Source organism: Kitasatospora sp. NPDC085464, assembly GCF_044541955.1.
Lineage (GTDB): Bacteria > Actinomycetota > Actinomycetes > Streptomycetales > Streptomycetaceae > Kitasatospora.
This window is the reverse complement of sequence record NZ_JBITTM010000015.1, coordinates 1-25,421: the sequence shown is the minus strand read 5'-3', so window position 1 is coordinate 25,421 and position 25,421 is coordinate 1. Positions and strand designations below refer to the sequence as shown.

The 25,421-nt window shown below is 73.4% G+C and carries 28 protein-coding genes; 4 read left to right on the top strand and 24 right to left on the bottom strand.

Features of this window, described 5'->3' with window-relative positions; genetic code table 11:
• Positions 1 to 28 precede the first annotated feature (28 nt).
• A complete protein-coding gene (locus ACIGG8_RS15370) occupies positions 29 to 1,105 on the top strand; it encodes an ABC transporter permease (protein ID WP_396548317.1) in 1,077 nt (358 codons plus the stop codon).
• Entirely contained in the window at positions 1,102 to 1,785 is a 684-nt protein-coding gene (locus tag ACIGG8_RS15365; protein ID WP_396548316.1) for an ABC transporter ATP-binding protein, read from the top strand. Before ACIGG8_RS15370 ends, ACIGG8_RS15365 begins: the two co-directional genes overlap by 4 nt.
• On the opposite strand, the gene ACIGG8_RS15360 is transcribed toward ACIGG8_RS15365, so the two are convergent.
• From ACIGG8_RS15360 to ACIGG8_RS15345, 4 genes are all read right to left on the bottom strand, one after another.
• Positions 1,782 to 2,342: a Uma2 family endonuclease gene (locus ACIGG8_RS15360; RefSeq protein ID WP_396548315.1), complete on the bottom strand. Its 561-nt coding sequence runs from the start codon at positions 2,340 to 2,342 to the stop codon at positions 1,782 to 1,784. The genes ACIGG8_RS15365 and ACIGG8_RS15360 overlap by 4 nt on opposite strands.
• Positions 2,339 to 2,935 carry a Uma2 family endonuclease gene (locus tag ACIGG8_RS15355; protein WP_350630714.1) on the bottom strand — a complete coding sequence of 199 codons (597 nt, stop codon included), beginning with the start codon at positions 2,933 to 2,935 and terminating at the stop codon, positions 2,339 to 2,341. The genes ACIGG8_RS15360 and ACIGG8_RS15355 overlap by 4 nt, the downstream gene beginning before the upstream one ends.
• A 101-nt stretch (positions 2,936 to 3,036) precedes the next feature.
• Positions 3,037 to 3,747, bottom strand: coding sequence for a GntR family transcriptional regulator (locus tag ACIGG8_RS15350; RefSeq protein WP_396548312.1), 711 nt, complete (start codon positions 3,745 to 3,747; stop codon positions 3,037 to 3,039).
• A gap of 168 nt (positions 3,748 to 3,915) precedes the next feature.
• Positions 3,916 to 4,767 carry an NAD(P)-dependent oxidoreductase gene (locus tag ACIGG8_RS15345; RefSeq protein ID WP_396548310.1) on the bottom strand — a complete coding sequence of 284 codons (852 nt, stop codon included), beginning with the start codon at positions 4,765 to 4,767 and terminating at the stop codon, positions 3,916 to 3,918.
• 188 nt (positions 4,768 to 4,955) lie between these two features.
• Between ACIGG8_RS15345 and ACIGG8_RS15340 the strand changes: the two genes are divergently transcribed.
• On the top strand, positions 4,956 to 5,570 hold the full coding sequence (locus ACIGG8_RS15340; RefSeq protein WP_396548309.1) for a TetR/AcrR family transcriptional regulator: 615 nt from the start codon (positions 4,956 to 4,958) through the stop codon (positions 5,568 to 5,570).
• Between the two features lie 101 nt (positions 5,571 to 5,671).
• On the top strand, positions 5,672 to 5,998 hold the full coding sequence (locus tag ACIGG8_RS15335) for a hypothetical protein (RefSeq protein WP_396548307.1): 327 nt from the start codon (positions 5,672 to 5,674) through the stop codon (positions 5,996 to 5,998).
• A gap of 4 nt (positions 5,999 to 6,002) precedes the next feature.
• Here ACIGG8_RS15335 and ACIGG8_RS15330 read toward each other — a convergent pair whose 3' ends face one another.
• The 20 genes from ACIGG8_RS15330 to prcB all read right to left on the bottom strand — a co-directional run bounded on the left by ACIGG8_RS15330 (position 6,003) and on the right by prcB (position 25,229).
• The gene (locus tag ACIGG8_RS15330) at positions 6,003 to 6,947 is read right to left on the bottom strand and encodes an ornithine cyclodeaminase family protein (protein WP_396548305.1); all 945 of its coding nucleotides are present in this window, start codon (positions 6,945 to 6,947) and stop codon (positions 6,003 to 6,005) included.
• Positions 6,944 to 7,972, bottom strand: a complete 1,029-nt coding sequence (locus ACIGG8_RS15325; protein ID WP_396548303.1) for a proline racemase family protein — start codon at positions 7,970 to 7,972, stop codon at positions 6,944 to 6,946. The genes ACIGG8_RS15330 and ACIGG8_RS15325 overlap by 4 nt, the downstream gene beginning before the upstream one ends.
• The gene (locus ACIGG8_RS15320; protein WP_396548301.1) at positions 7,972 to 9,336 is read right to left on the bottom strand and encodes an aldehyde dehydrogenase family protein; all 1,365 of its coding nucleotides are present in this window, start codon (positions 9,334 to 9,336) and stop codon (positions 7,972 to 7,974) included. The genes ACIGG8_RS15325 and ACIGG8_RS15320 overlap by 1 nt, the downstream gene beginning before the upstream one ends.
• Positions 9,337 to 9,492: 156 nt before the next feature.
• The gene (locus ACIGG8_RS15315; RefSeq protein ID WP_350523831.1) at positions 9,493 to 10,497 is read right to left on the bottom strand and encodes a proline racemase family protein; all 1,005 of its coding nucleotides are present in this window, start codon (positions 10,495 to 10,497) and stop codon (positions 9,493 to 9,495) included.
• Between the two features lie 82 nt (positions 10,498 to 10,579).
• Positions 10,580 to 11,443 carry a dihydrodipicolinate synthase family protein gene (locus ACIGG8_RS15310; RefSeq protein WP_396548465.1) on the bottom strand — a complete coding sequence of 288 codons (864 nt, stop codon included), beginning with the start codon at positions 11,441 to 11,443 and terminating at the stop codon, positions 10,580 to 10,582.
• Positions 11,444 to 11,666: 223 nt separating this feature from the next.
• Positions 11,667 to 13,085, bottom strand: coding sequence for an NAD(P)/FAD-dependent oxidoreductase (locus ACIGG8_RS15305; RefSeq protein ID WP_396548299.1), 1,419 nt, complete (start codon positions 13,083 to 13,085; stop codon positions 11,667 to 11,669).
• Positions 13,066 to 13,416 carry a (2Fe-2S)-binding protein gene (locus ACIGG8_RS15300; RefSeq protein WP_350523834.1) on the bottom strand — a complete coding sequence of 117 codons (351 nt, stop codon included), beginning with the start codon at positions 13,414 to 13,416 and terminating at the stop codon, positions 13,066 to 13,068. The genes ACIGG8_RS15305 and ACIGG8_RS15300 overlap by 20 nt, the downstream gene beginning before the upstream one ends.
• A gap of 79 nt (positions 13,417 to 13,495) precedes the next feature.
• Positions 13,496 to 14,656 carry an NAD(P)/FAD-dependent oxidoreductase gene (locus tag ACIGG8_RS15295; protein WP_396548298.1) on the bottom strand — a complete coding sequence of 387 codons (1,161 nt, stop codon included), beginning with the start codon at positions 14,654 to 14,656 and terminating at the stop codon, positions 13,496 to 13,498.
• A gap of 133 nt (positions 14,657 to 14,789) precedes the next feature.
• Complete coding sequence (gene tatC, locus ACIGG8_RS15290; protein WP_350523836.1) at positions 14,790 to 15,734, bottom strand: twin-arginine translocase subunit TatC; 945 nt, start codon at positions 15,732 to 15,734, stop codon at positions 14,790 to 14,792.
• A 141-nt stretch (positions 15,735 to 15,875) separates the two neighbouring features.
• A complete protein-coding gene (tatA, locus tag ACIGG8_RS15285) occupies positions 15,876 to 16,154 on the bottom strand; it encodes a Sec-independent protein translocase subunit TatA (protein WP_396548296.1) in 279 nt (92 codons plus the stop codon).
• A gap of 192 nt (positions 16,155 to 16,346) precedes the next feature.
• The gene (locus ACIGG8_RS15280) at positions 16,347 to 16,523 is read right to left on the bottom strand and encodes a hypothetical protein (RefSeq protein WP_396548294.1); all 177 of its coding nucleotides are present in this window, start codon (positions 16,521 to 16,523) and stop codon (positions 16,347 to 16,349) included.
• A 30-nt stretch (positions 16,524 to 16,553) separates the two neighbouring features.
• Positions 16,554 to 16,784: a hypothetical protein gene (locus ACIGG8_RS15275; RefSeq protein WP_196946782.1), complete on the bottom strand. Its 231-nt coding sequence runs from the start codon at positions 16,782 to 16,784 to the stop codon at positions 16,554 to 16,556.
• A gap of 3 nt (positions 16,785 to 16,787) precedes the next feature.
• Positions 16,788 to 17,744 carry a WYL domain-containing protein gene (locus ACIGG8_RS15270; RefSeq protein ID WP_316520336.1) on the bottom strand — a complete coding sequence of 319 codons (957 nt, stop codon included), beginning with the start codon at positions 17,742 to 17,744 and terminating at the stop codon, positions 16,788 to 16,790.
• Positions 17,741 to 18,721: a WYL domain-containing protein gene (locus ACIGG8_RS15265; RefSeq protein ID WP_350523840.1), complete on the bottom strand. Its 981-nt coding sequence runs from the start codon at positions 18,719 to 18,721 to the stop codon at positions 17,741 to 17,743. Before ACIGG8_RS15265 ends, ACIGG8_RS15270 begins: the two co-directional genes overlap by 4 nt.
• 199 nt (positions 18,722 to 18,920) lie before the next feature.
• Positions 18,921 to 19,304 carry an FKBP-type peptidyl-prolyl cis-trans isomerase gene (locus ACIGG8_RS15260; protein WP_350523841.1) on the bottom strand — a complete coding sequence of 128 codons (384 nt, stop codon included), beginning with the start codon at positions 19,302 to 19,304 and terminating at the stop codon, positions 18,921 to 18,923.
• 173 nt (positions 19,305 to 19,477) lie between these two features.
• Complete coding sequence (locus ACIGG8_RS15255; protein ID WP_396548293.1) at positions 19,478 to 20,791, bottom strand: FKBP-type peptidyl-prolyl cis-trans isomerase; 1,314 nt, start codon at positions 20,789 to 20,791, stop codon at positions 19,478 to 19,480.
• Between the two features lie 203 nt (positions 20,792 to 20,994).
• Positions 20,995 to 21,981 (bottom strand): FKBP-type peptidyl-prolyl cis-trans isomerase, encoded by a 987-nt coding sequence (locus ACIGG8_RS15250; RefSeq protein WP_350523843.1) that lies wholly within the window; start codon positions 21,979 to 21,981, stop codon positions 20,995 to 20,997.
• A gap of 136 nt (positions 21,982 to 22,117) precedes the next feature.
• A complete protein-coding gene (gene pafA, locus ACIGG8_RS15245; RefSeq protein ID WP_350523844.1) occupies positions 22,118 to 23,479 on the bottom strand; it encodes a Pup--protein ligase in 1,362 nt (453 codons plus the stop codon).
• Positions 23,480 to 23,599: 120 nt separating this feature from the next.
• Positions 23,600 to 24,355, bottom strand: a complete 756-nt coding sequence (gene prcA, locus ACIGG8_RS15240) for a proteasome subunit alpha (protein WP_350523845.1) — start codon at positions 24,353 to 24,355, stop codon at positions 23,600 to 23,602.
• Between the two features lie 31 nt (positions 24,356 to 24,386).
• Positions 24,387 to 25,229 (bottom strand): proteasome subunit beta, encoded by an 843-nt coding sequence (prcB, locus tag ACIGG8_RS15235; protein WP_396548290.1) that lies wholly within the window; start codon positions 25,227 to 25,229, stop codon positions 24,387 to 24,389.
• Positions 25,230 to 25,421 lie beyond the last annotated feature (192 nt).

Here is a 25,421-nt window from a genome sequence, read left to right as displayed (position 1 = left end):
AAAACACCCGTGCAGAGGAAGGCCCACCGTGTTCGTCGCCTGGAGGGACCTGAGGTTCGCCAAGGGGCGGTTCGCCCTGATGGGAACCGTCATCGTCCTGATCACCGTCCTGGTCGGCCTGTTGTCCGGTCTGACCGCCGGCCTCGGCCGCCAGAACATCTCCGCGATCACCGGCCTGCCCGCCGACCACCTGGTGTTCTCCAAGCCGGCCGACGGGCAGGAGCTGTCCTTCACGGACTCCCAGGTCACCCCCGAGCAGTGGCAGGCCTGGGCCCGCGAGCCCGGCGTCACCTCCGCCCAGCCGCTCGGCATCACCACCACCAAGGCCGCCGCGGGGCAGCGCACCGCCGCGCTCTCCGCCTTCGGCGTCCCGGACGGCTCCGGGCTCGCCCCGCAGGGCTCCCGGATCGCCCCCGGCCAGGCGGTGCTGTCGAAGACGGCCGCCGAGAACCTGGGCGGCCTCGTCCCCGGCGCCGAATTCACGATGGCCGGGCACCCGCTGCGGGTCGCGGCGGTCGAGGGCGATGCCGCCTACAGCCACACCCCGGTGATCTGGACCGGCCTCACCGACTGGCAGCAGTTCGCCCCGGGCGGCGCCGGCCACGCCACCGTCATCGCGCTCACCACCGCGAAGGGCGCCGACCTCGCCGGCGCCGACGCCCGCCACGGCACCGAGACCCGCACCCGCGACGACGCCCTCGCCGCGATCGGCTCGTACACCTCGGAGAACGGCTCCCTGCAGCTGATGCGCGGCTTCCTGTTCGCCATCTCGGCACTGGTGATCGGCGCGTTCTTCACCGTCTGGACGATCCAGCGCAGCGGCGATGTCGCCGTCCTCAAGGCCCTCGGCGCCTCCACCCGCTACCTGCTGCGCGACGCGCTCGGCCAGGCCGTCCTGCTGCTGGTGCTCGGCACCCTGCTGGGCACCGCGGTCGCGGCGGGTTTCGGCGCGCTGATCGGCTCCGCCGTCCCCTTCGTCCTGGACGCCCCGACCGTCCTGCTGCCCGCCGCCGTCATGATCGCCCTCGGTGCGATCGGCGCGGCCCTGTCCATCCGCCGGATCACCTCCGTCGACCCGCTGACCGCCCTGGGGAGCGCCCGATGACCCTGGCCCTCGACCGCATCACCCTCACCTACCCGGACGGCGACGGCCGCCTCACCGCCCTGGACGACGTCTCGCTGAACGTCCCCGAGGGCTCGATCACCGCCGTCGTCGGCCCGTCCGGCTCCGGCAAGTCCAGTCTGCTGGCGGTGGCCGCCACCCTGATCACCCCGGACTCGGGGCGGGTCGTCATCGACGGCACCGACACCGCGGGCCTCAGCCGGGCGGACCTCACCGCACTGCGTCGTACGAAGATCGGCATCGTGTTCCAGCAGGCCAACCTGCTGCCCTCGCTCACCGCCGTCGAACAGCTCCAGGTGATGGCCCACCTCGACGGCCGCGCCCCCCGCGAAGCCCTCCCCCGCGCCCTGGAACTGCTGGACGCCGTGGGCCTGCGCGACCAGGCGGGGCGCCGCCCGCACCAGCTCTCCGGCGGCCAGCGCCAGCGCGTCAACATCGCCCGCGCCCTGATGAACGACCCCACGGTGCTGCTGGTGGACGAGCCCACCAGCGCCCTCGACCACGAACGGGGCGCCGCCGTCCTGGACCTGATCACCGAGCTCACCCACCGCCGGGCGACGGCCACCGTCCTGGTCACCCACGACCGGACGCACCTGACCGCCGTCGACCGGATCGCCGAGGTCCACGACGGGAAGCTGACCCTGCCGGCCGCGGTCGGCTAGGACAGCAGACCGCCGATGTCCAAGGTCACCGCCGTCCCGGGCAGCGTGAACACCTGCCCGGGACGGCGGACGACCCGCTGCCGGTACTCTCCGCCCTCGGGCTCGGTCAGCACCACCACCTGCCGATCGGTCCGGTCCACGATCACGTAGGCCGGCACCCCGGCCAGCGCGTACGCGGCGGGCTTCCTGGTGAGGTCGCTGCACAGCGCGGCCGACGTCACCTCCAGCACCAGGCGGAAGACCTTCGGGTCGTAACAGTCGTACGCGACCACGTGGTCGTCGCTTGAGGCGTCGACGATCGACAGATCGGGCATCGCGAAGTCGTCCGGGCCGGTGGGCAGCCGGATCGCGAGCCGCTGGAAGACCTCTACGATCCCGTCGTCCAGGCCGGCGTCGTGGCAGGCGCGCACCACGCGCTTCAGGATTCGGGCATGCCGCATGTCCGGGGCGGGCTCGACGGACACCTCACCGCCGAGCACCTCCACCCGGTGTCCGGGAAAGCGCTCGAAAAGAGCCTCGGCCATGAAGAGCGCACTGCTCTGCACAGAGATCGTCATTTCTTGGCGATGAGCAAATCGTCCACGGCAAGCGTCACACCGGCTCCGATCGACTCCGGCAAGGTGAACGTCTGCCCCGGGTGGTGGACGGCGTGCACCCGGTACTCGCCGCCTCGTGGCTCAGTCAGTACCATGACCTTCTGGTTCTTGCGATCGATGATGACGTAAACGGGAACTCCCGCTTCGGCATAGATCCCGGGCTTGATCTTGACGTCGGACAGATGGTTGGACGACGTGACCTCCGCAACCAGCCGAAAGATCACCGGGTCGTAGCAGTTGTGCTCGATCAGGTGATCCTGGTAATCGGCATCGACAAGAGACAGGTCGGGAATCGCGTAGTCGGACGCGCCTCCGGGGAGCCACATTCCCATTCCCTGAACCAGTCGGGATGTCTCACCGTGAAGTCCCGCAGCCCACAGCGGGATCATGAGGTCGGTGAGCGTTTCCGCGTGCGGCCCGTCGGGAGGCGGTGTCACGGTGATCTGGCCTCCGATGATCTCGACCCTGTGGCCCACCAGCTGCTGAGAGATCAGCTCGGCGGCCTGCAGCAGCGTCGGCTGCTCCATGGGCTCTTCCACAGCTGCGGCGGACATGGATTTCCTCCTGACTGCCGATGTCGAGAGCATCATCGTAGAACCCGGGCGCCCTCCCACGCCCGATCGTCAGCCTTCACCCGGACGAGTGGTTTGACCCCTTACCGGGCGCGCAGGCGCAGCGCGGGGCGCTCCGGCTCGGCCGCCTCGTCCTGGCCCGCCCACAGCGAGCGGACGTGGCTGAGGTGCCGCGTCATGCAGGCCTCGGCCGCCTCGGCGTCGCCGGAGATCATCAGGTCCAGCAGCTCCAGGTGCTCCTCCGCCGAGGACACCAGCTCGCCGCGCTCGTCGAGGCGGTTGAGGCCGTAGAGGCGCGAGCGCTTGCGCAGGTCGCCGACGACGTCGACCAGCCGCGCGTTGCCGGCCAGGCCGAGCAGGTCGAGGTGGAACTGCCGGTCGGCCTCCAGGTAGCCGATCAGGTCGTGCTTGCGCGCCGCCGCGACGATCGCCTCGGCCTGCGGGCGCAGCTGCTCCAGCTGGTCCTTGGTCGCGGAGCGCGTCACCCGGCCGACCGTCGGGACCTCGATCAGGGCGCGGATCTCGGTGTAGTCGTCCAGGTCGCGCTCGGTGAGTTCGGTGACCCGGAAGCCCTTGTTGCGGACGGCCTCGACCAGGCCTTCGCGGGCGAGGTCGAGCATGGCCTCGCGGACCGGGGTCGCGGAGACGCCGAAGTCGGCGGCGAGGGCGGGCGCCGAGTAGACGACGCCGGGGCGCAGTTCGCCGGAGATCAGGGCCGCCCGGAGTGCGTGGGCGACCTGGTCGCGAAGCCGCTCCTGGACGGAGATCAGGGTGCGGGATTTGAGGTCGGCCATGGTGTTCCTCCGGATGGGTGCAGAACACCAGCGTACAATGTCACGTTACGTTGCGTGCGCAACTGTCCGTGGTTCGAACGGCCCGTCAAGCCCGCCGTCGCTCATGGTGGCAGCGGCCGTCGGCCGTGACAACGGCCGACGGCACACGATCTGCCCCTGCGGTCGGGGCTACGCCCGACGGAACTGCCCGACCAGCGTGGTCAGGCTCGCCGCGCCGTTCCCGGACTCCGCGCCCCGCCGGAACTTCTCCGCCAGGAGGGCGGGCAGCGCGCCGTCGACCCCGGAGGCCTCCGCGGTGTGCCGGACGTGCTCGATGCTCGCGAGTGCCATCGTCACCCGGTCGACGTCCCCGCGGTGGTCGCCGGCGGCGATCCGCGGCGCGTAGAACGCCTGGAAGCCGGGCAGCGAGGCGGCCGTCGAGCTCAGGTACGGCAGGAACTGCTCGGCCGTGATCCCGTTGGCCTCGGCGATCGCCGTGGCGTGCAGGTAGCCGACCAGGGAGGTCCAGAACAGGTCCATCTGGATCTGGTAGTACAGCTGCGCCAGCCCGGGGTCGTCGCCCCGGTAGTCGGCGCCGGTGAGCACCTCCAGGGCGGCCCGGTGCCGCTGGAACAGCTCGACCGGCCCGCTGTAGAAGGTGGACGACCCGGGGCTGCCGATGCCCGAGGGCGGCACCTGCACACCGCCGGTCAGGTGCCCGGCGCCGAGCCCGGCGAGCCGGCGGGCGGCCTCGCGGGCCCGCTCGGGGGTGTCCGAGCTGAGGTTCACGACGGCCTTGCCCTTGAGGACCGGTGCCACGGCGTCCAGGACCGCGAACACCGCGTCGTAGTCGGTGAGGCTGAGCACGACCAGTTCGTTCGCCGCCACCGCCGCCTGCGCGCTCGGCGCCGACTCCGCGCCCCGGGCGACGAGTTCACCGTCCCGCCCGGCCGTGCGGTTCCACACCGTGACGGCGTACCCGGCATCCAGGTACGCCCCGGCCATGGCCCGCCCCATCGGGCCGAGCCCGATCACCGTCACCGACCGCCCCGACGGCTCCGACCGCTTCGACGGCTCCGACGGCTCCGACCGGTTCGACCTCTGCTGCCGCTCGACGGACATGCAGCTACCCCCTCCGCTAGAACGAACGCTCTATCCAGAACGCCGGGCCGACGCTAACACAGCTCTGGAACGAACGCTCTATTCATTTCATCGGCTAGGATCACGCCGTGAAGACGCCCGATGCGCCCGAGACCCCCGCGAAGACCACTGCCGCCCCCGTCGGCACCCGCGAGCGGATCGTCCGGGCCACCTCCCGGCTGCTGCAGCGCCAGGGGTACGAGGGCACCGGGATCAAGCAGATCTCCCGCGAGGCCGGGGCCACCCTCGGCTCCGTCTACCACTTCTTCCCCGGCGGGAAGCAGGAGTTGGCCGCCGAGGCGATCCGGCACGGGGACGAGGAGTTCGCCGTCCTGCTGCGCGCCGGGCTCGGCTCCTCGGCGGACCTCGGCGAGGCGATCGTCGCCTGCACCACGATGCTCGCGCGGGAGCTGCGCGCCTCCGACTGGCAGGACGGCTGCCCGATCAGCAGCACCGCCCTGGAAACGGTCGGCCGCGCGCCGGGGATCGAGCAGGCCGTGGCCGAGGCCTTCGCCAACTGGCGGGCCGTCGTGGTGGAACACCTGGTCGCGGCGGGCATCGACGGGCGGGACGCCGGCGAACTGGCCGGCACGGTCATCAGCACCCTGGAGGGCGCCGAGCTCGCCGCCCAGGTCGCCCGCAGCGAGGAGCCGCTGCTGGTCAGCGGCAAGCACCTGGCCCGGCTGCTCGCGACCTACTGCTGACCGCACCGCGGCACGCAGAAGGAGCCGGCCCGGCGGGGGATCCCTTCCCACCGGGCCGGCTCCGGCCCCACGACTCCCGACCACCACCGGGAGCAACGGACTTGGGCATCGAGATCGCCCTGTACGACGGCCGCCCGAACAGCGGCCGGACCACCGGCCTGCTGCACCTGTCGGTCGACCACGGCGGCGCGCTCGCCGAAGCCCTGGCCGCGCACACCGGCCCGGCCGACCACCGGCTCGGCCGGATCGACCCGCACCGCGACACCCACCTCGACGAGCAGGACGCGGCGGCCGCCTTCGAGGAAGCCACCGCGCTGCTCGCCCGCTGCACCACCGAGGCGCAGCGGGCGGCCGTCCGCGACCTGCGCAACCTGCTCGCCGACTGCGCCGCGACACCGGGCAGTCGGATCTGCTTCATCGGCGACTGAGCCGCTACGGCAACGCGGCACCCGCCCGGTGCACCTCGGCCGCGACCGCCAGGTCCTCCCAGGCCATCCCGACGCTCTTGAAGAACCGCGGCCGCCCGGTCGGCAGCAGCGCGTCGCCGCGCACCAGCTCGGCCAGGTTCCACAGCTGCCGCCCGGCCACGCCCGCCATCAGCAGGTCCCCGGCCTCCCGGACCGCGACCGAGCGCGCCTCCACGTAGAGTTCGGCCCGCTCGACCAGCGCCGCGTCCACCTCCCGCGCGTCCGGCTCGTGCGAGCCGACCGCCGCCACCGCCGCGTGCGCGGGCACCAGCGCCCCGTCGAACAGCGGTGTGCGCGCGGTGGTGCAGCAGACCACCAGGTCCGCCTCCGCGACCGCCTCCGGCCCGCCGACGGCGGCTGCCAGCCCGAGCCGCTGCCCGTACGCCACCAGCGCCCCGGCCCGCCCGGCGTCGCGCGCGACCACCGTGAGCCGGGTCAGCGGCCGGACGGCCAGCAGCGCGTCGAGGTGCCCGTACGCCTGCGGTCCGGATCCGAACAGCACCAGGTGCGCGGCCTCCGGCACCGCCAGCCGGCGCAGTGCGGCCACGGTGACGGCCGGCGTGCGCAGCGCGGTGAGCGCGGCACCGTCCAGCAGGGCGATCGGCTGCAGGGTGGGCCCGTCCAGCAGCAGGTAGCTGCCGGTGATCCGGGGCAGCCCGTGCCGCGGGTTGTCCGGCGCCACCCCGGCGATCTTCACGCCCGCGTACGGCCCGGCGACGGCCGGCATCATCAGCAGCTCGCCGGCCGGTACCGGCACGGCCGACCGGGCGGGTGCCGCTTCCGGGTCGAACCCGTCCAGCAGCACCCGCTCGATCGCCCCCACTGCCCCGGCGGGCCCGACGCCGCCGGTGCCCTTCACGGCGTACTGGAGCGGCACAACCGCCGTACCGGGCCGGGCAGTCGGCTTCACAGGAGGAACCCCGTCCCCAGTTCGTCGTCCGGCGCCAGCACGAAGCCGTGCTCGCCGGTGCGGCAGGCCGTCCCGCCGACCTCGGTGACGACGCCCTCGCCCAGGGGGTCCCCGCCCGGGAGCACCCGGCCGGTGAACACCGTGCCGATGACCGACTCGTGCCGCAGCGGCTCGCCCGGGGCCAGCCGGCCCTCGGCGGCGAGCACCGCGAGCCGGGCGGAGGTTCCGGAGCCGCACGGCGAGCGGTCGATCTGCCCGTCGGCGAAGACGGTGACGTTCCGCTGGTTCAACACCCCCTCTTCCGAGGGGAGTTCGTCGTGGAGGATCACGCCGTACACCCCGGACAGCCGGGGGTCGGTCGGGTGCGCCACCGCCTCCGAGTCCGCCAGGGCCGCCCTGATCTCCCGCCCCGCGGCGGTGAGTTCGGCCAGCTGCGCCGGCTCCACGGCCAGCCCCAGCGCGGCGGCCGGCACGGAGGCGTAGCAGGCGCCGGAGTGCGCGACGGCGACCTCGACCGTGCCGCGCGAGGTCCGCACCGGCAGCTTCAGCGCGCTCACCCGGGTGGGCACGTTGCGGAAGGTGACCCCGGTGGTGCGCCCCCCGGCCCGGTGGACCAGCGCGGTGACCCGGCCGGAGGGCACGTCGATCCGCACCGGCGCCACGCCGTCCTCGGGGGACGCGACCAGTCCGGAGTCCACCGCCCAGGCGCCGAGCGCGATGGTGCCGTGCCCGCAGGCCGTCGAGTAGCCGTCCTTGTGCCAGAACAGCACGCCGAGGTGCGCCCCGTCGTCGTCCGGCGGCACCAGGAACCCGCCGTACATCCCGGCGTGGCCGCGCGGCTCCCGGGTGAGCAGCTGCCGGACGTCGTCCAGCGCGCTGGGCCGGGGCGCGGTGGCGCTGCCGCCCGCGCCGAGCGCGATGGCCCGCCGTTCGGCGACGGTCTCGCCGGGGATCGCCGGTGCGCCGTCCAGCACGATCCGGAACGGCTCGCCGGCGGTGTGGTAGTCGACGGTGCGGACGTACATCAGGCGCCACCGCCCGGCAGCACGCTGACGGTCCGGCTGACGGTGTAGAAGTCCAGTGCGGCCTGGCCCTGTTCGCGCTCGCCGTGGCTCGCGCCCTTGGCCCCGCCGAAGGGCAGGTGGAAGTCGACGCCGCTGGACGGCGCGTTGACCCGGATCATGCCCGCGTCCAGCCGGTCGGCGGCGGCCAGCGCCACGTCCAGGCTGCGGGTGTGCACCGAGGTGGAGAGGCTGTGCGGGGTGTCGTTGGCGAGCGCGATCGCCTCGTCCAGGTCGGCGGCCGCGTGCAGCACGGCGACCGGGCCGAAGAACTCCTCGCGGGCCAGCGGGTGTTCGGCCGGTACCCCGGCGAGCAGGGTCGGCTCGACGTACCAGCCGGCCCGCTCGGGCACCCCGCCGCCGGTGAGCACCTCGGCGCCGGCCGCCACGGCCGAGCCGACGGCGAGGGTCAGCCGCTCCCGGGCGGCGGAGTTGACCACCGGCCCGCACACCGAGTCGTCCACCGCCGCCAGCGCCTTGACCAGCGCCTCGCGCAGCGGCTCGTACGCGGCGCCGACCGCGATCACCCGGCTGGTGGCGGTGCACTTCTGGCCGGCGTACCCGGCGATGGCGGCCGCGATGTGGCCGGCGGCCTGCGCGATGTCGGCGTCCGGCAGCACCAACGCGGCGTTCAGCCCGCCGAGTTCGGCCTGCACCGGCACCCCGCGCTCGGTCGCGGCGCGCACCACGGCCCGGCCGACGCCGGTCGAGCCGGTGAAGGAGACCACGTCCGCCGCCTCGACCAGCGCCGCGCCCTCCTGCGCGCCACCGGGCAGCACGGTGAGCACGTCCTCGGGCAGGCCGGCACCGAGGGCCAGCTCCGCCAGCCGCAGCGCGCACGCCGTCGCCTCGGGCGCGGGCTTGAGGACCGCCGTGTTACCCACCGCCAGCGCCGGCGCGGCCTTCCAGGTCGGGATCGCCAGCGGGAAGTTCCACGGCGCGATCAGCCCGGCCACCCCGTACGGGCGGCGCCGGGTGAGCAGCAGTCCGGGCCCGGCTGCGGTCTCGTGCACCGCCCCGGAGGCCGCGTACGGCGCCTGCGCGTAGTAGCGCCAGATCGCCGCGGTCCGGGCGACCTCGCCGCGCGCCTCGGCGAGCGGCTTGCCGACCTCGCGCACGATCAGCGCGGTCAGCTCCTCCGCGTGCGCCTCGACCGCGTCGGCGATCCGGCCGAGCGCCGCCGACCGGGCGCCCGCGCCGGCCGCGAGCCAGCCGGCCTGCGCGGTGCGCGCCCGCCCGACGGCGGCCCGGACGGCCTCGGCGCCGGGTTCCTCGACGGCGACCACGAGGTCGTCCGGATCGGCGGGGTTGTACGAGGTGATGGTCACGACTTGCAGCCCTTCAGGGGAGGTGCGGAGCAGGAGACCGCCGGTTTCGGTGCCGGGAGCCCGCCGGGTTCGGAGCCGGGAGCGCGCCCGGCCGGAACAGCAGGCCCGCCCGGCCGCAGCAGCAGGAGGCCCGGCCGGAACAGGCGGCCCGCCGGTTCAGAGCAGGAAGCCCGCCGGGAACGGGTCACTGGGGTCGAGGAAGTACTGGGCGGTGCCGGTGACCCAGGCGCGCCCGGTGACGGTGGGCACCACGGCGGGCCGCCCGGCCACCTCGGTCCCCTCGACCAGCCGCCCGATGAAGGTCGTGCCGATGAAGGAGTCGTTGCGGAAGTCCTGCCCGAGCGGCAGTTCCCCGCGCGCGTGCAGCTGCGCCATCCGCGCCGAGGTGCCCGTCCCGCAGGGCGAGCGGTCGAACCAGCCGGGGTGGATGGCCATCGCGTGCCGGGAGTGCTCGGCGGTGGAGCCGGGGGCGAGCAGCTGGACGTGGTGGCAGCTGTGGATGGACGGGTCCTCGGGGTGGACCGGCCGGTCGGGGCTCGCGTTGATCGCGTCCATCATCGCGAGGCCCGCGTCCAGGATCTCCTGCTTGCGCTCGCGCTCGAAGGGCAGCCCGAACTCGGCGAGCGGCAGGATGGCGTAGAAGTTGCCGCCGTAGGCGAGGTCGTAGGTCACCGTGCCGTAGCCGGGCACCTCGATCTTGCTGTCCAGGGCGACGGAGTAGGAGGGCACGTTGCGGATGGTCACCGCCTTGGCGGCGCCGTCCTCGACGTGCACCTCGGCGACCACCAGCCCGGCCGGGGTGTCCAGCCGTACGGTGGTGACCGGCTCGACCACCGGCACCATCCCGGTCTCCACCAGCACGGTGGCGACCCCGATGGTGCCGTGCCCGCACATCGGCAGCAGTCCGGAGACCTCGATGTAGAGCACGCCGAAGTCGGCGTCCGGCCGGGTGGGCGGCTGCAGGATGGCGCCGCTCATCGCCGCGTGGCCGCGCGGCTCGTACATCAGCAGGGTGCGGAAGTGGTCCAGGTGCTGCTGGAAGTGCACCCGGCGCTCGGCCATGGTGGCGCCGGGGATGACGCCGAAGCCGCCGGTGATCACCCGGGTCGGCATGCCCTCGGTGTGCGAGTCGACGGCGTGGAACACGTGACGGCTGCGCATGGGTCACAACTCCCGTACAGGTTCTGGTGGTTGATGGGGGGCCTGGCCGGCTGCGCGGGCAGCCGGCCGGGAGGCGGCACGGCTAGGCGAGGCCTTCGGCCAGGGCCTTCTCGGTGGCGGCCCGCACGGCCGCCTCGATCTCCGGGGTGAGCGGCTGGCGCGGGGCCCGGACCGGACCGCCGGGGCGCCCGGCGAGGTCCATCGAGAGCTTGATGGCCTGGACGAACTCGGTCTTGGAGTCCCAGCGCAGCAGCGAGTGCAGCGACTTGTAGAGCGGCAGCGCCGTCTCCAGGTCGTGCTTGACAGCGGCGTCGTAGAGCGCCACCGAGGCCTCCGGCAGCGCGTTCGGGTAGCCGGCGATCCAGCCGACCGCACCGGCCAGCGCCAGCTCCAGCAGCACGTCGTCGGCGCCGATCAGCAGGTCCAGTCCGGGGGCCAGCTCGGCGATCTCGTACGCCCGGCGGACGTCCCCGCTGAACTCCTTGACGGCGACGATCGAGCCCTCGCCGTGCAGCTGGGCGAGCAGCGCGGGGACGAGGTCCACCTTGGTGTCGATCGGGTTGTTGTACGCGACGATCGGCAGGCCCGCCTTGGCGACCTCGGCGTAGTGCGCGCGCACCGAGGCGTGGTCCGCCCGGTAGGCGTTCGGCGGCAGCAGCAGCACGGAGCCGGCGCCGGCCTCGGCGGCCTGGTCGGCCCAGCGGCGGGACTCGGCGCTGCCGTATGCGGCCACGCCGGGCATGACCCGGGCGCCGTCGCCGGCCGCCTCGACGGCCACCTCGACGACCCGGGCGCGCTCCTCGGCGGTGAGCGTCTGGTACTCGCCCAGCGAGCCGTTGGGGACGACGCCCTCGCAGCCGGAGTCGATCAGCCAGCGCACGTGCTCGGCGTAGGCGTCGTAGTCGACGGAGTGGTCCGGGCGCAGCGGGATCGTGGTGGCGACCATGATGCCGCGCCAGGGACGGGCGGTGTCGTGGGGGGTGATGGACACGATGGACTCCTTGGTGAGGTGTGACATTTTATAAGCAGGGACAGGCCGGAGACAAGGTCCCCGGCCCGTCCGTTCGACGGCGGGCATCGGTTCCACAGCGGGCGTCGGTTCGTCGGCGGGCGCCGGTTCCACGGCGGGCGCAGCTTCGTCGGCGGTCGCCGGTTCGGCGGCGCGCCCGTCACGACTCCTGGGTGGGCCCCGCCGCCAGCTGCGAGAGCGGCACCGGACAGCCCAGCGGCCGCCGGTCGGGCCCCGGACCGCCCGGATCCCCAGCCGGGCCGGCCAGACACGCCACGGCCGGACCGCACATCCGCCCCTGGCACCAGCCCATCCCGGCCCGGGTGAGCAGCTTGACGGTGCGCGGATCGCCCGCGCCCAGCTCGTCCACGGCCTCCCGGATCGCCGAGACCGGCACCTCCTCGCACCGGCAGACGTCGGTGTCCGGGCGCAGCCAGCCGGTCCAGCCCGGCCCCGGCCGGTGGGCCGCGGCCATGAGCTCGGCGAAGGCCCGCAGCCGGGAGCGCCGGCGCAGCAGCGCGGCCGTCGGCAGCGCCCCGGCCACCGCGTGCGCGGCCAGCTCGCCCTCGGCGAGCGCGAGGTCGGCGCCGCCGACGCCGTTGGTCTCCCCCGCCGACCAGAGGCCGGGGACGCTGGTGCGCAGCCGGGCGTCGACCGCCAGCGCGACCGCGCCGTCCGGTCCGGCCGTGGTCCGCGCGCCCAGCTCGGTGGCCAGGTCGATCTGCGGCAGCAGGCCGTGGCCCACCGCGAGGGCGTCGCAGTCGATCCGCCGCTCGCTGCCGGGCACCGGCCGCCAGTCGGCGTCCAGGCGGGCCACCGTGACACCGGTGACCCGGTCCGTGCCGTGCGCCTCGACCACCGCGCTGCGCGGGCGCAGCCGGACGCCGTGCCGCAGCAGCGCACCGCCGTGCCCGGCGCCCTCGACCAGCTTGCCGGGGACGCCCGCCAGCACGCCCGGGCGCCGCGCGTACCCGAGGTAGGCGGTGGCCTCGACCACGGCGGGCACCTCGGCGCCCGCGGTGACCAGCGAGGACGCCGCGGCGAGCAGCAGCGGTCCGCTCCCGGCGACGACGATCCGGCGTCCGGGCAGGACCAGCCCGGCCTTGAGCATCGCCTGGGCGCCGCCCGCGGTGACCACCCCGGGCAGGGTCCACCCGGGGAACGGCAGCTGGCGCTCGTACGCGCCGGTGGCGAGCAGGACCGACCGGGCCCGGACGGTGGCCCGGTCGGTGCTTTCGGGCCCGCGGGTGGCGTGCACCGCGAAGCCGTCCGCGGCGCGCTCCAGCGCCCAGACCTGGTGCCCGGCCCGGAAGGCGGCCCGCCCGGCCCGTTCGTGGGCGTCGAGCCGGCCGGCCAGGCCGGTGTAGGCCGACCAGTGGTGGTGCAGCCGGTCCGGCCGGGCCGCGCCGAGGCCGGGCGCCGGGTGGCGGTAGTACTGCCCGCCGGTGTGCTGTCCGCCGTCCAGCAGGACGCAGCGCAGCCCGAGGTCGGCGGCGGTGACGGCGGCGGCGAGCCCGGCCGGGCCGGCCCCGATCACCGCGAGGTCGAAGGACGAGGGGTCAGACGGCGAGGTCGGCACGGCCGTGGCCCTCCTGGGTGGTGACGGTGGTGCCGGGCTCCGCGGGGAGCAGGCAGGTGCGCTGGTTGGGCCGGCCGTCCACGGTGGCCAGGCAGTCGAAGCAGCTGCCGATCCCGCAGAACGCCCCGCGCGGCTTGCCGCCGACCCGGGTGGTGCGCCATGCGAGCACGCCGTCGGCCCAGAGGGCGGCGGCGATCGACTGCCCGGGCAGCGCGGGGACGGGCCGCCCGTCGAACTCGATGTGGTGGGCGGGCCCGGGCTCGGCCTCGACCAGCCCGGCGGGGGTGCGGCGGCGCATCGGCGGCGTCTCCAATCCAGGACGGAATCTCATGCGGAACGATCGCGGGCGCGACCCCGCGCGGTGGTGGGTCCCACCCCACCGGGCGTCACGGCGGCCCGGTGGCCGGGCGTCACGGCGCCGGGAACCGGTCCGGGCGGAACGGCACCAGGTCCTGCCCCGGCTGCTTCCCGGTGAGCTGTTCGCTGATCAGCAGCCCGGTCGCCGGAGCGAGCCCGATCCCGGCCCCCTCGTGCCCGCAGGCGTGGTACAGCCCGGGGACCCGCGGGTCGGCCCCGACGGCCGGCAGGTGGTCCGGCAGGTACGGGCGGAAGCCCCGGTAGGCGCGCAGCACGGTGACGTCCGCGAGCACCGGGAAGAGCTCCGCGGCCTGGCCGGCCAGCCGGCGCAGCACCTCCTGGGAGAGCGTGCGGTCGAAGCCGACGCGTTCCCGGCTGGCGCCGATCAGCACCGGCCCGCCGGGGGTGCCCTCGATCACGGCGGAGGTCTCCAGCCCGGCCGAGCCGCTGGCCACGTTGGCCACGTAGTCGGCGGCGTAGACCTTGTGCCGGACGACCCGCGGCAGCGGTTCGGTGACCAGGACGAAGCCGCGCCGGGGCATCACCGGCAGGTGCACCCCGGCCAGGGCGGCGAGCTCGCCGCCCCAGGTGCCGGCCGCGTTCACCACGGCGGGCGCGGCCAGTCGCCGGCGGTCGGTCCGCACGCCGCGCACGGCGCCGTCCGGCCCCCGGTCGACGGCGGTCACGGTCTCCCCGGTGATCAGCTCGGTGCCCATCCGGCGGGCGGCGCGCAGCAGGTGGGCGGCGGCCAGGGCGGGCTGGACCTGGGCGTCCTGCGGGTAGTGGAAGCCGCCGGCCAGGCCGGGGGCGAGGTGCGGCTCCAGCTCCCGCAGCCGCTCGCCGGGCACCTCCTCGGCGACCACCCCGACGGCGCGCTGACCGGCGGCGAAGGCCCGCAGCGCCTCCTGGCCGGCGCCGGTGGAGGCGACCACCACGCCGCCCTTGGGTTCGTACTCGACGGCGGCGCCGAGGTCCTCGGCGAGTTCGCGCCAGAGCCGGGTGCTGAGCAGCGCGAGGTCGAGCTCGGGCCCGGGCTCCTTGTCGGAGACCAGCAGGTTGCCCTCGCCCGCGCCGGTGGTGCCGCCGGCCACCGGCCCGCGGTCCACGACGGCGACGGCGAGCCCGGCGCGGGCGGCGTAGTAGGCGCAGGCGGCGCCGACCACACCGGCGCCGACCACGACGACGTCCAGGGGAGGTCTCTCGGTCTTCAGCACGTCAGTAATATGTCACATGCCATCCACCCTGCCAAGACCGCCCGGCCGAAACCCGGAAAAGCCCCCGACCAGCGGAAAGCCCCGGCCCATCGCTCGCTGGCGACGGGCCGGGGCTCCCTCAGGACCCACCCGCTCAGGTGATGTCGTCCATCTGCTCGTGCCGCGCGGCCGGCACCGGAGCGCTGCTCGCCGCGGGGGCCGCGGAGGCGTGGACGCTCTCCGCACCGGCCACCGGCTGCACGGAGAGGTCCACGTGCGAGGCCTCCTCGTCGTCCAGCAGGGCGTCCGGGTTGCGGCGCGCCTTGCGCTTGTCGAAGGCCAGCGCGATGATCACCGCGATGAAGTACAGGCCCCAGATCGGCGCGGCCAGCGCGAGCATGGTCAGCGGGTCGGCGCTCGGCGTGGCGAAGGCCGCGAACACCGTGATGCCCATGACCATGCCGCGCCACCAGCCGAGCAGCCGCTTGCCGCTGACCATGCCGACCAGGTTCATCATCACGAGCAGCAGCGGGAACTCGAAGGCGAGGCCGAAGACCAGCACCATCCGGGTGGCGATGTCGAAGTAGTCGTCCGGCGGCAGGATCGGCGTGGTCTTGTCCGGCGTGAACGAGATCAACACCTCGACCGTGGCGGGCAGCACCAGGAACGCGACACCCACACCGGCCAGGAACAGCGGCGCCCCGCACACCATGAAGATGACGGTGTACTTCTTCTCGTGCCGGTGCAGGCCGGGCGCCACGAACGCCCACACCTGCCACAGCCAGATCGGCACCGAACCGACCACGCCGGCCGTCAGCGCGACCTTGAGCATCCAGGTGAAACCCGAGGTCAGACCGATGGTGGAGACCTGGGCGCACTTGCCGTGGTACTGGCCCGCGGTCGCCTCGGTGCACTGCGGAAGCGGCTTGAGGAGGAGGCTTTCGAGCTGCTTGTGGTAGATCAGGGCCACGATGGTGATCAGCACGATCGCCAGGACCGACTTGACCACGCGGTTGCGCAGTTCCCGCAGGTGGTCGGCGAGGGCCATCCGCCCCTCAGGATCCTTTGACGCCTTCGGCGCCTTGGAGAGCTTGCTCAACCCCGGTCCTCAACTCGTGCGTCGAGGCCCGCCGGTCGACGGGCCTCCATGGTCGCGTGCCTCGCGTGCCTCGCGTGCCTCGCGTGTGTCGCGCCCACCGCGTGCGTCACGTGCGTCACGTGCGTCACGTGCGCGCCGCGCTCAGTGCGGGCGTTCGCCGTCCGGCTCCGCCACCGGGCGGGCCGTGTCCGACGCGCCCGGAGCTCCCGGGACGGCCCGGCCCGCGGCGCCGTCCAGCGGCGCCGGAGCGGGCCGCGCGGACTGCTCGGACTCGCCGTCCGTCCGCATCGCCCTGGCCTCGCTCTTCAGGATCCGCAGCGACTTCCCCAGCGACCGCGCGACCTCCGGCAGCCGCTTGGCTCCGAACAGCACGATGGCGAGTACCACGATCACCACGATCGCGGTCATCGAGATGCGCATGCGCGACCACCTTCAGTCATGGCGGCCCGCCGGGCCGCCCGCTGCGGATGGTAACCGCTGCGGGTGACGCCACGACGACGGCCGCCCGAACAGGACAGCGGCCCCCGGCACACGGATTCGGGAGCCATCTGAGAGCGTAACCCGGCCCTACGTCCGCGCAGCAGCCCCCGTACCGTCCACGTCCGCGGTGTGCTACCGGCCCGGCACCGCCGCGGCCAGCTCCTCGGCCGCCGTGGCCAGCGCCCGCGAGGCCGTGTCCACGCCCTTGGCCAGCGCCCGCACGTCCAGCCAGAGCCGGGCCGCGAGGACCCCCAGGACCAGCAGGCCCGCGGTGGCGAGCAGGACGGCGGCGACGAGCATCCAGGACATGCGCCCCACCCTATACGGGCACCACGGGCACTATCCCTCGACCGGGACGAGCCGCATGGTGCGGACCCCGGCCCCGGTGAGCGCCTCGACGATCTTCTCCCCGGCTGGCTTGCGCACCGCGGCCCCGCACAGCGGGCAACCGAAGCTGTAGTGCGCCTGGGCCGGGGTGCGACCGAGGGTCAGGCGGAACTCCTCGGCCGGAAGCTCGACCTTCTCCCGGCACTCCGAGCAGTACACCTTGAATCTGGTCCCGGGTTCCACCGCTCAGACCTGCCCCTCCCCGTAGGCGGCCAGCGCTTCCCGCGCGGCCGAGCGCGCCTGCTCGGCCAGTTCGGGCGGCGAGACGATCCGGCCGTCCCGGCCCAGCCGCAGCGCCAGCGGGCGCAGCTGGGAGGGGTCGGCGCTGCGCAGGGTGATCCGCAGCCCGCCGTCGGGCAGTTCCTCGGCCCGGTCGTGGGTGTAGTACTCGGCCACCCAGCGGCCGCCGGAGGAGACCTCGACCACCACCTCCGGGTCGTCCGCCGCCGGGTTGACCAGCCCGCCGCTCAGGTCGCGCGGCTCGCGCCGGGGCGGGTCGGCCGGGACGTCCAGCACGCGGATCTCGGCGACCCGGTCCAGCCGGAACATCCGGTGGTCCTCGGAGGTGCGGCACCAGGCTTCGAGGTAGGTGTGGCCCTCGGTGAGCAGCCGGATCGGGTCGACCTCGCGCTCGGTCATCCCGCCGCGCCCGTGCGAGTAGTAGCGCAGCCAGAGCCGGCGGCCCTCGCTGAGCGCGCGGTCGATGTCCGCGAAGACGTGGCTCTCCGCCTCGAAGGTCACGCCGACCCGGGCGCTGCCCTCGGCGCTCTCGCCCGCCGCGTTCTCGATCTTGGCGACGGCCCGGGTGAGCGCCTCCCGGTCCCCGGCCCGCAGTCCGGGCAGGCCGGCCACCGCGCGGGCGGCCACCAGCAGCGCGGTCGCCTCGTCCGCGGCCAGCCGCAGCGGCTGGGCCACGTCGTCGACGTTGTGCCACCAGATCCGCTCGCCGTCGGTGTCGATGTCGAGCAGGTCGCCGCCGCGGAAGCTGGTGCCGCACATCGGCAGCACGTTGAGGTCCCCGATCAGCTCGCGCTCGCTGATCCCGAAGGCGCGGGCCACCTCGGCGACCTCGGCCCCCGGCCGCTCGCGCAGGTAGGTGACCAGCGACAGCATCCGCCTGGTCTGGTCAATGGCGTTGCTCATGCCCGTACGTCCTCCGAGTCCAGCCCCGCGACCGCCCGCAGCCGGTCGACCACATCCGCCCGCAGCTCCTCCGGCCCGAGCACCACCACGTCCGGCCCGAACTCGGCCAGATCGGCGCCCAGCCCGTTGCCGTACGGGATCTCCAGCTCGTCCCAGGCCTCGTCCACCCGGGTGCTGTTCAGCGCCTTGGTGCGCAGCGGGAAGCCGGCGCCCCGGCGGACCCGGACGGTCGCGGTGGCGGTGGCCCCCTCCCCCGCGAACTTCGCCACGGTGGCCCGGACGTCCACGTGCTCGGGCACGGTGCCCAGGAACGCCCCGCTCCGCGCCTTCACCCTGCCGGTGATCCGGCTGAGCCGGAACACCCGGGCGTCCCCGCGGTCGCGGTCGTAGCCGGCCAGGTACCAGTGGCCGCGCCAGCACTCCAGCGCCCACGGCTCCACGCTGCGCTGCTCGACGGCGGCGGCGCCGGCCTTGCGGTACTCGAAGGTGACCGGGCGGCGGTCCCGGGCGGCGGTGAGCAGCGGCTCGAACGCGGCCTCCCGGGCGGGGATGCGCGGCTCCAGGGCGGAACGGCCCTCGGCCTCGGCGAACGGCACCCCGGCCGCGCGCAGCTTCTGCAGCGCGCCGCTGGCCGCGCCGGACATCTTGGCCTGCTGCCAGACCCGCGCCGCCAGCGTCAGCGCGGCGGCCTCCTCGGCGTCCAGCGCGATCTCGGGCAGCCGGTTGCGGTCGGCGCGGGCCAGGTAGCCCAGCTCGCCGTCCAGGGCGCTCTCGTCGACGTCGATCACCAGGCCGAGCTCGCGCAGGTCGTCCTTGTCCCGCTCGAACATCCGGTTGAAGGCGTCCTCGCTGCTGCCCTGCCAGGCCTCGCGGTACGCCTCGATGGATTCCCGCAGCTCCTTCTTGGAGAGCGGACGTCTGGTGTTCATCAGGCACAGGGCGAGATTCATCAGCCGCTCTGCCTTGGCGATCGCCATCGCTGACCCTTCCGGTGTGCCGCGCCGCGCGCGGGGTGCGCCAACCGGGCGATCACCACCCGGCGGGACCGACCGTACCGGTAGCGGTACGCACTGCAAAAGCGGCCTCCCGCACCCGGTTCCCGCGCGGTGTCCTCCGCACCCGGACAAGCCCGTGGGCCGGGCCCCCGGAGGGGTCCGGCCCACGGTGCGAGCAGGCTCAGACGGCCAGCAGGTCGACCACGAAGATCAGGGTCGAGCCCGCCGGGATGGCCGGGGTCGGCGACTGGTTGCCGTAGGCCAGGTGCGACGGGATGGTCAGCTCGCGGCGGCCGCCGACCTTCATGCCGACGACGCCCTGGTCCCAGCCCTTGATGACGCGGCCGCCGCCCAGCGGGAAACGGAACTCGTTCGGGCTCCGGTTCCAGCTGGCGTCGAACTCCTCGCCCGTCTCGAAGGTCACGCCGACGTAGCGGACGCTGACGTTCTGGCCCTTCTTGGCCTCCGCGCCGTCACCGACGACGATGTCGCGGATCTGCAGCTCCGTCGGGGCGTCGCCGATCGGGAAGTCGATCTCGGGCTTCTCGTTGAGGTTGACGCTCACAGTCCCTCTTCTCACATTTGGCGGTTCCGTACACGACCAAGCGGCGGGCGCCCGCACCCGGTCCGCCCCGACAGCGGGGACGGACCACGGTACGCGCGCCCGCCGCCCGTACGGGTCCGGCCACGCGGCCGGGCCCGAAGGTCACACAGACACTATTGTCACCCGAAAGTGGATCAGCCCTGACCGGCGTCCAGGATGTCCACCACGAAGACCAGCGTCGCGCCGGGCGGGATGTCGCCCTGGCCCTTGTCGCCGTAGCCCAGCGCCGCCGGGATCACCAGCTCGACCCGGCTGCCCACGGTCTGGCCCTCCAGGCCCTGGTCCCAGCCCTGGATGACCTGGCCGCCGCCGACCGGGAAGGTGAACGCCTGGCCCTTGCTGAGCGAGGAGTCGAACACCTTGCCGTCCTTGAACAGCGCGCCGGTGTACTGGACGACGACCTTCTCGCCCTTCTCCACCTTCGGCCCGTTGCCCTTGATCAGGACGTGGGACTTCAGCTCGGTCGGGTCCTTGGCGCCGGCCACCGGGGTGATCTCGGCCGGCTTCTTGCCGTTGTCCTTGACCTGCGGGAAGTCCGCCGGCGGCGGGGTGACCGTGCCGCTGACCACCGCGTCCGGCGCGTTGGCGTTGCGGACGTCGATCACGAAGATCAGGTCGTCCTTGGGCCCGATCGACATGTCGGCCTTGCCCTGGGAACCGAACGCGGCGGCCGGCGGTGCCACCACCAGGATCCGGCTGCCGGCCTTCTTCCCGATCACGGCCTGGTCCAGCGCCGGGATCAGCGAGTCCGTGCCGGCCTGGAAGATCTGCGGCTTGCCGTTGGCGTCGTACGAGCTCGGGATGTCCTTGCCGGTGTTCCAGTCCTTGGCGGTGTAGTCCACCGAGGTCCAGGAGTTCTTGTCCACCTTGGCGCCGGAGCCCTCGGAGAGCACCTTGACCACGAAGGAGCCGTCCGACGCCTCGCCCGGCACCTGGATGTCGGCCTTCTTGCCGAAGTCGCCGGTGACGGTCGGCAGCACCTTGGCGCTGTCCTTGATCGGCGGCACCGGGTCGGCGGTCGGCTTGGGCGGCGCGGTCGCGGCGTCCGGCTTCGCGGCGCTCGCGTCCTTGCCGCCACCGTCCTTGTTGACCAGGTAGAGCGTCACGGCGCTGCCCGCCAGCAGCACGGCCAGCACCGTGCCGAGGATCACACCGAGCCGGCCGACGCTCGGCGGGTTCTCGTCGTACCCGGCCTCGGAGGTGTCGGCCCGGCGGACGGTGGAGGCGAAGATCTGCGGCGTGTCGTCGGTCGTCGTCCCGCCCGGGGCACGCGGCGCCTCGCCGGGCTGCGCCCAGCCGGCCTGCTGCTTCAGGATCGACGGCGGGACGACGATCGACTCGCCGTCCCCCGGAAGCGGGCCGCCGGGACGGGAGGCGGCCGGGTCACCCGCAGAGCTGTCGTTCGCCGCGGTGCCGGCCCCGCCCGGGCTCGGCGTCTTCTCAGTCATGACTCCCCATCCATCTCGCCACAGGTCTTCCAGGTCTGCGCCCGGCGTGCTGAACGCCGGCCTGCCGTCGCACCGCCCGCCCCGGACCTCGGCGCCGGACGGCACCTGCCACAGCGCGAGGGCAGTATGACAGCTCAGGATGAGGGCGGACGCTTCGTTGTACGAGCGTCCGCCCAAGCGTACGGAATCCCCCGGGTGACTTCCTAGACCGCTTCCAGAATGTCGATCACGAAGACCAGCGTGGAGTTCGCGGGGACCGCGCCCTGCGCCTTGTCCTGGTAGCCGAGCGCGGGCGGCACCACGAGCATCACCCGGCTGCCGACGTTCTGCCCCACCAGGCCCTTGTCCCACCCCTCGATCACGCTGCCGGTGCCGATCTGCACCGCCTGCGCCCCGCCGTGCGACCACGAGGAGTCGAACTGCTGGCCGTTGCTCCACAGCACCCCGGTGTACTGCACCACCAGGGTCTGCCCGCTCTTGACCTGCTTGCCCTCGCCCTTGATCAGCACCGCCTGCTGCAGGTCGGTGGGTGCGGGCTGCCCGGCCGGGATCGTGATCGTCACCGGCGCCTTGCCGTTGTCCTTGACCTGCGGCAGCGTCGGGGGCGGCTGCGTCATCGTCCCGGTCAGCGTGGAGTCCGGCGCCAGGCTCTCCATGATGTCCAGCACGAACACCACGGTGTCGTTCTTCTCGACGCCCAGCTGGGTGGAGCCCTGTTCGCCGAAGGCCGCCGCCGGCGGGGCCACCACCAGCAGCCGGCTGCCCACCTTCTTGCCGATCACGCTCTGGTCCAGCGCCGGCACCAGCTGCCCGCTGCCCGCCTGGTAGAGCTGCGGCTTGCCGTTCGGGTCGTACGAGCTGGGCAGGTCCTTGCCGGTGGTCCAGTCCTTCGCGGTGTAGTTGACCGTCACCCAGTCGCCCTTGTTGACGGTCTGGCGCTCGCCCTCGGTGACCGTGTTCACCACGAACTGACCGCTGGGCTGGCCCTCGGGGATGGTGATGGTCGCCTTGCTGCCGAATCCGCCACCCGAAAGAGTGGGCATCGGCGGCGCCTCGCTGACCGGCGCCGGCACGGTCGGGGCAGCGCTCGCCGCGGACGGCGTCGCCGGTCCGGCCGCCTTGGTGGAACTGCTGCAGGCGACGGCCAGCAGCAGCGGCAGGGTGAGAAGCAAACCGGCGGTGCGGCGCACGGTGGTCCTAACTGTCGGTCGAAGTCGGCTCTCCTGACTCGACGGACAGCGTATGCCCGGCACGCGTCCGGCCCCGGTAGACACCACCGGGGCCGGACGGTGCCGTGATCAGGGCACCTCGCTCACGAACCGTGGACTACATGCCCGCGATGAGCTTCTCCACCCGCTCGTCCACCGAACGGAACGGGTCCTTGCACAGCACCGTGCGCTGCGCCTGGTCGTTCAGCTTCAGGTGCACCCAGTCCACCGTGAAGTCGCGGCGCTGCTCCTGCGCCCGGCGGATGAAGTCCCCGCGCAGCCGGGCCCGGGTGGTCTGCGGCGGGATCGACTTGGCCTCGAAGGTCTTGAGGTCGGTGGTCACCCGCTGCGCCTGGCCCTTGCCCTGGAGCAGGTAGAACAGGCCCCGACGGCGGTGGATGTCGTGGTACGCGAGGTCGATCTGCGCCACCCGCGGGTTGGACATGCTCATCTGGTGCTTCTCGCGGTAGCGCTCGATGAGCTTGTACTTCATGATCCAGTCGATCTCGGTGGCCACCCCGTCCAGCCGCTCGGAGCGGACGGCCTCCAGGGTGCGGCCCCACAGGTCGAGGACCCGCGCGATCGTGCCGGTGTTGATGCCCTTGCGGTCGGCGAACTCCAGGGCCTTGCTGTAGTACTCCTCCTGGATGTCGAGCGCGCTGGCCTCGCGGCCGTTGGCGAGCCGCACCTGGTGGGTGCCGGTGAGGTCGTGGCTCACCTCGCGGATCGCCCGGATCGGGTTCTCCAGGGTGAGGTCGCGCATCACCACGCCGGCCTCGATCAGCCGCAGCACCAGGTCGGTGGCGCCGACCTTGAGCAGCGTCGTCGTCTCCGACATGTTGGAGTCGCCGACGATCACGTGCAGCCGGCGGTAGCGCTCGGCGTCCGCGTGCGGCTCGTCCCTGGTGTTGATGATCGGCCGCGAGCGGGTGGTGGCGGAGCTGACGCCCTCCCAGATGTGTTCGGCCCGCTGGCTGACGCAGTACACCGCGCCGCGCGGGGTCTGCAGCACCTTGCCCGCGCCGCAGATCAGCTGCCGGGTCACCAGGAAGGGGATCAGCACGTCGGCCAGCCGGGAGAACTCGCCGTGCCGGGCCACCAGGTAGTTCTCGTGGCAGCCGTAGGAGTTCCCGGCGGAGTCGGTGTTGTTCTTGAAGAGGTAGACGTCCCCCGCGATGCCCTCCTCGTGCAGCCGCCGCTCGGCGTCCACCAGGAGGCCTTCGAGGATGCGCTCGCCCGCCTTGTCGTGCGTCACCAGCTCGACCACGTCGTCGCACTCGGGCGTGGCGTACTCGGGGTGGGATCCGACGTCGAGGTAGAGCCGGGCGCCGTTGCGCAGGAAGACGTTGCTGCTGCGGCCCCAGGAGACGACCCGGCGGAACAGGTACCGCGCGACCTCGTCCGGCGACAGCCGTCGCTGCCCGCGGAACGTGCAGGTCACGCCGTACTCGTTCTCCAGCCCGAAAATCCGGCGGTCCATGAGCACTCCATTCTGGTCGGAGCTGTCCGAAACCGCCTCCACGACGACTGGGCCGCCGCAGGGGCACCGGAGTCCCGCACGTCGGCGGTCCGGCCGCCGTACGGGACTCCGCAGGCACTGCTACTCCGGCGCGGTGTCCGCCGGGTTGTCCTCGTCGTCCGCCTCGGCGGACTGGTCCCCGTCGAGCAGCCGGCCGAGCTGGTTGCCCAGGATCCGCTTGAACTTGCGCTGCTGGAACCGCTGGCGGTCGAGGACCGCGACCTCCAGCTGCTCCGGGGTGAGGCTGCGCGGGCTGCCGCCGTTGGGGTCGCGGGCGAGCGAGTCGACCGCGACCTTCACCGCCTCGGTGAGGCTCAGGCCGACGCGGTGGCGCTGGCCCAGGTAGTTGCCGATCGAGTCGGCGTTGCCGCCGACCACCACGTAGTTCTTCTCGTCGACGACCGAGCCGTCCGGCGTGAGCCGGTAGATCTGGTCGTTGTCGCTGGTGCGGCCGACCTCGGCCACGATCAGCTCGACCTCGTACGGCTTGTCCCCGACCGAGGAGAAGATGGTGCCCAGGGTCTGGGCGTACACGTTGGCCAGGCCGCGGGCGGTGACGTCGGCCCGGTCGTAGGAGTAGCCGCGCAGGTCGGCGTAGCGGACGCCGCCGATGCGCAGGTTCTCGAACTCGTTGTAGCGCCCGACCGCCGCGAAGGCGATCTTGTCGTAGATCTCGGAGACCTTGTGCAGCGCTCTGGAGGTGTTCTCCGCGACGAAGACGATGCCGTCGGCGTAGGTGAGCACGACCACGCTGCGGCCGCGCGCGATGCCCTTGCGGGCGTACTCCGCGCGGTCCGCCATGGCCTGCTGGGGCGAGACGTAGAACGGTGTCGACACCGGCGGTCGTCCCTTTCCTGTGAGGTGATGGCTAGATCAGCGGGGCCTGCGGACCGTTGGGGCGGGTCAGGCGCTCGTCGGTGATGGCGACGGCGACCTCCGTGACCTCCGCCTCGGTGAGCCGGCGGAAGCCGTCCTCGGTGATCAGCGAGACGATCGGGAAGATCTTGCGGGCGAGGTCCGGGCCGCCGGTGGCGGAGTCGTCGTCCGCCGCGTCGTAGAGCGCCTGGACGACCAGGGTGACGGCCTGGTCGGCCGTCAGGTCCTCGCGGTACAGCTTCTTCAGCGAGCCGCGGGCGAAGACCGACCCCGAACCGGTGGCGGCGAAGCCGCGCTCCTCGGAACGCCCGCCGGTGACGTCGTAGTTGAAGATCCGGCCGCGGCCGCGGTCCAGGTCGTAGCCGGCGAAGATCGGCACGACCGCCAGCCCCTGCATCGCCATGCCCAGGTTGCCCCGGATCATGGTGGTGAGGCGGTTCGCCTTGCCCTCCAGGGAGAGCGTGGTGCCCTCGATCTTCTCGTAGTGCTCCAGCTCCAGCTGGAACAGCCGGACCATCTCGACCGCGAGGCCGGCGGTGCCGGCGATGCCGACCGCGCTGTACTCGTCGGCCGGGAACACCTTCTCGATGTCGCGCTGGGCGATCACGTTGCCCATCGTCGCCCGGCGGTCACCGGCGATCACCACGCCGCCGTCGAAGACCGCGGCCACGATCGTCGTCCCGTGCGGGGCCTCGACGACGGCGCCCTCGGGGAGCCCGCGGCGACCGGGGATCAGCTCCGGCTGGTACTCCGCCAGGAAGTCGAGGAACGAGGACGATCCCGGGGTCAGGAAGGCAGCCGGTAGACGCCCGGTGCCACGAGTGTTGGCTTCCACACGATTCCTTCCAGGTAGCTTGAAGCGCGCGCTGCCCGCACCCTACCCGCCCGACGATCACCGGCGGAGCGAGGAGGGGAGGTGCCGGGCGGCCGGGCGGCGAACGCCGCCCGACCGCCCTCGACGGTCGCGACCGTGAATTCCCGACTACCGGGGACGGACTATTGCCCGCCCTTTTGGACGAAGCCCCTC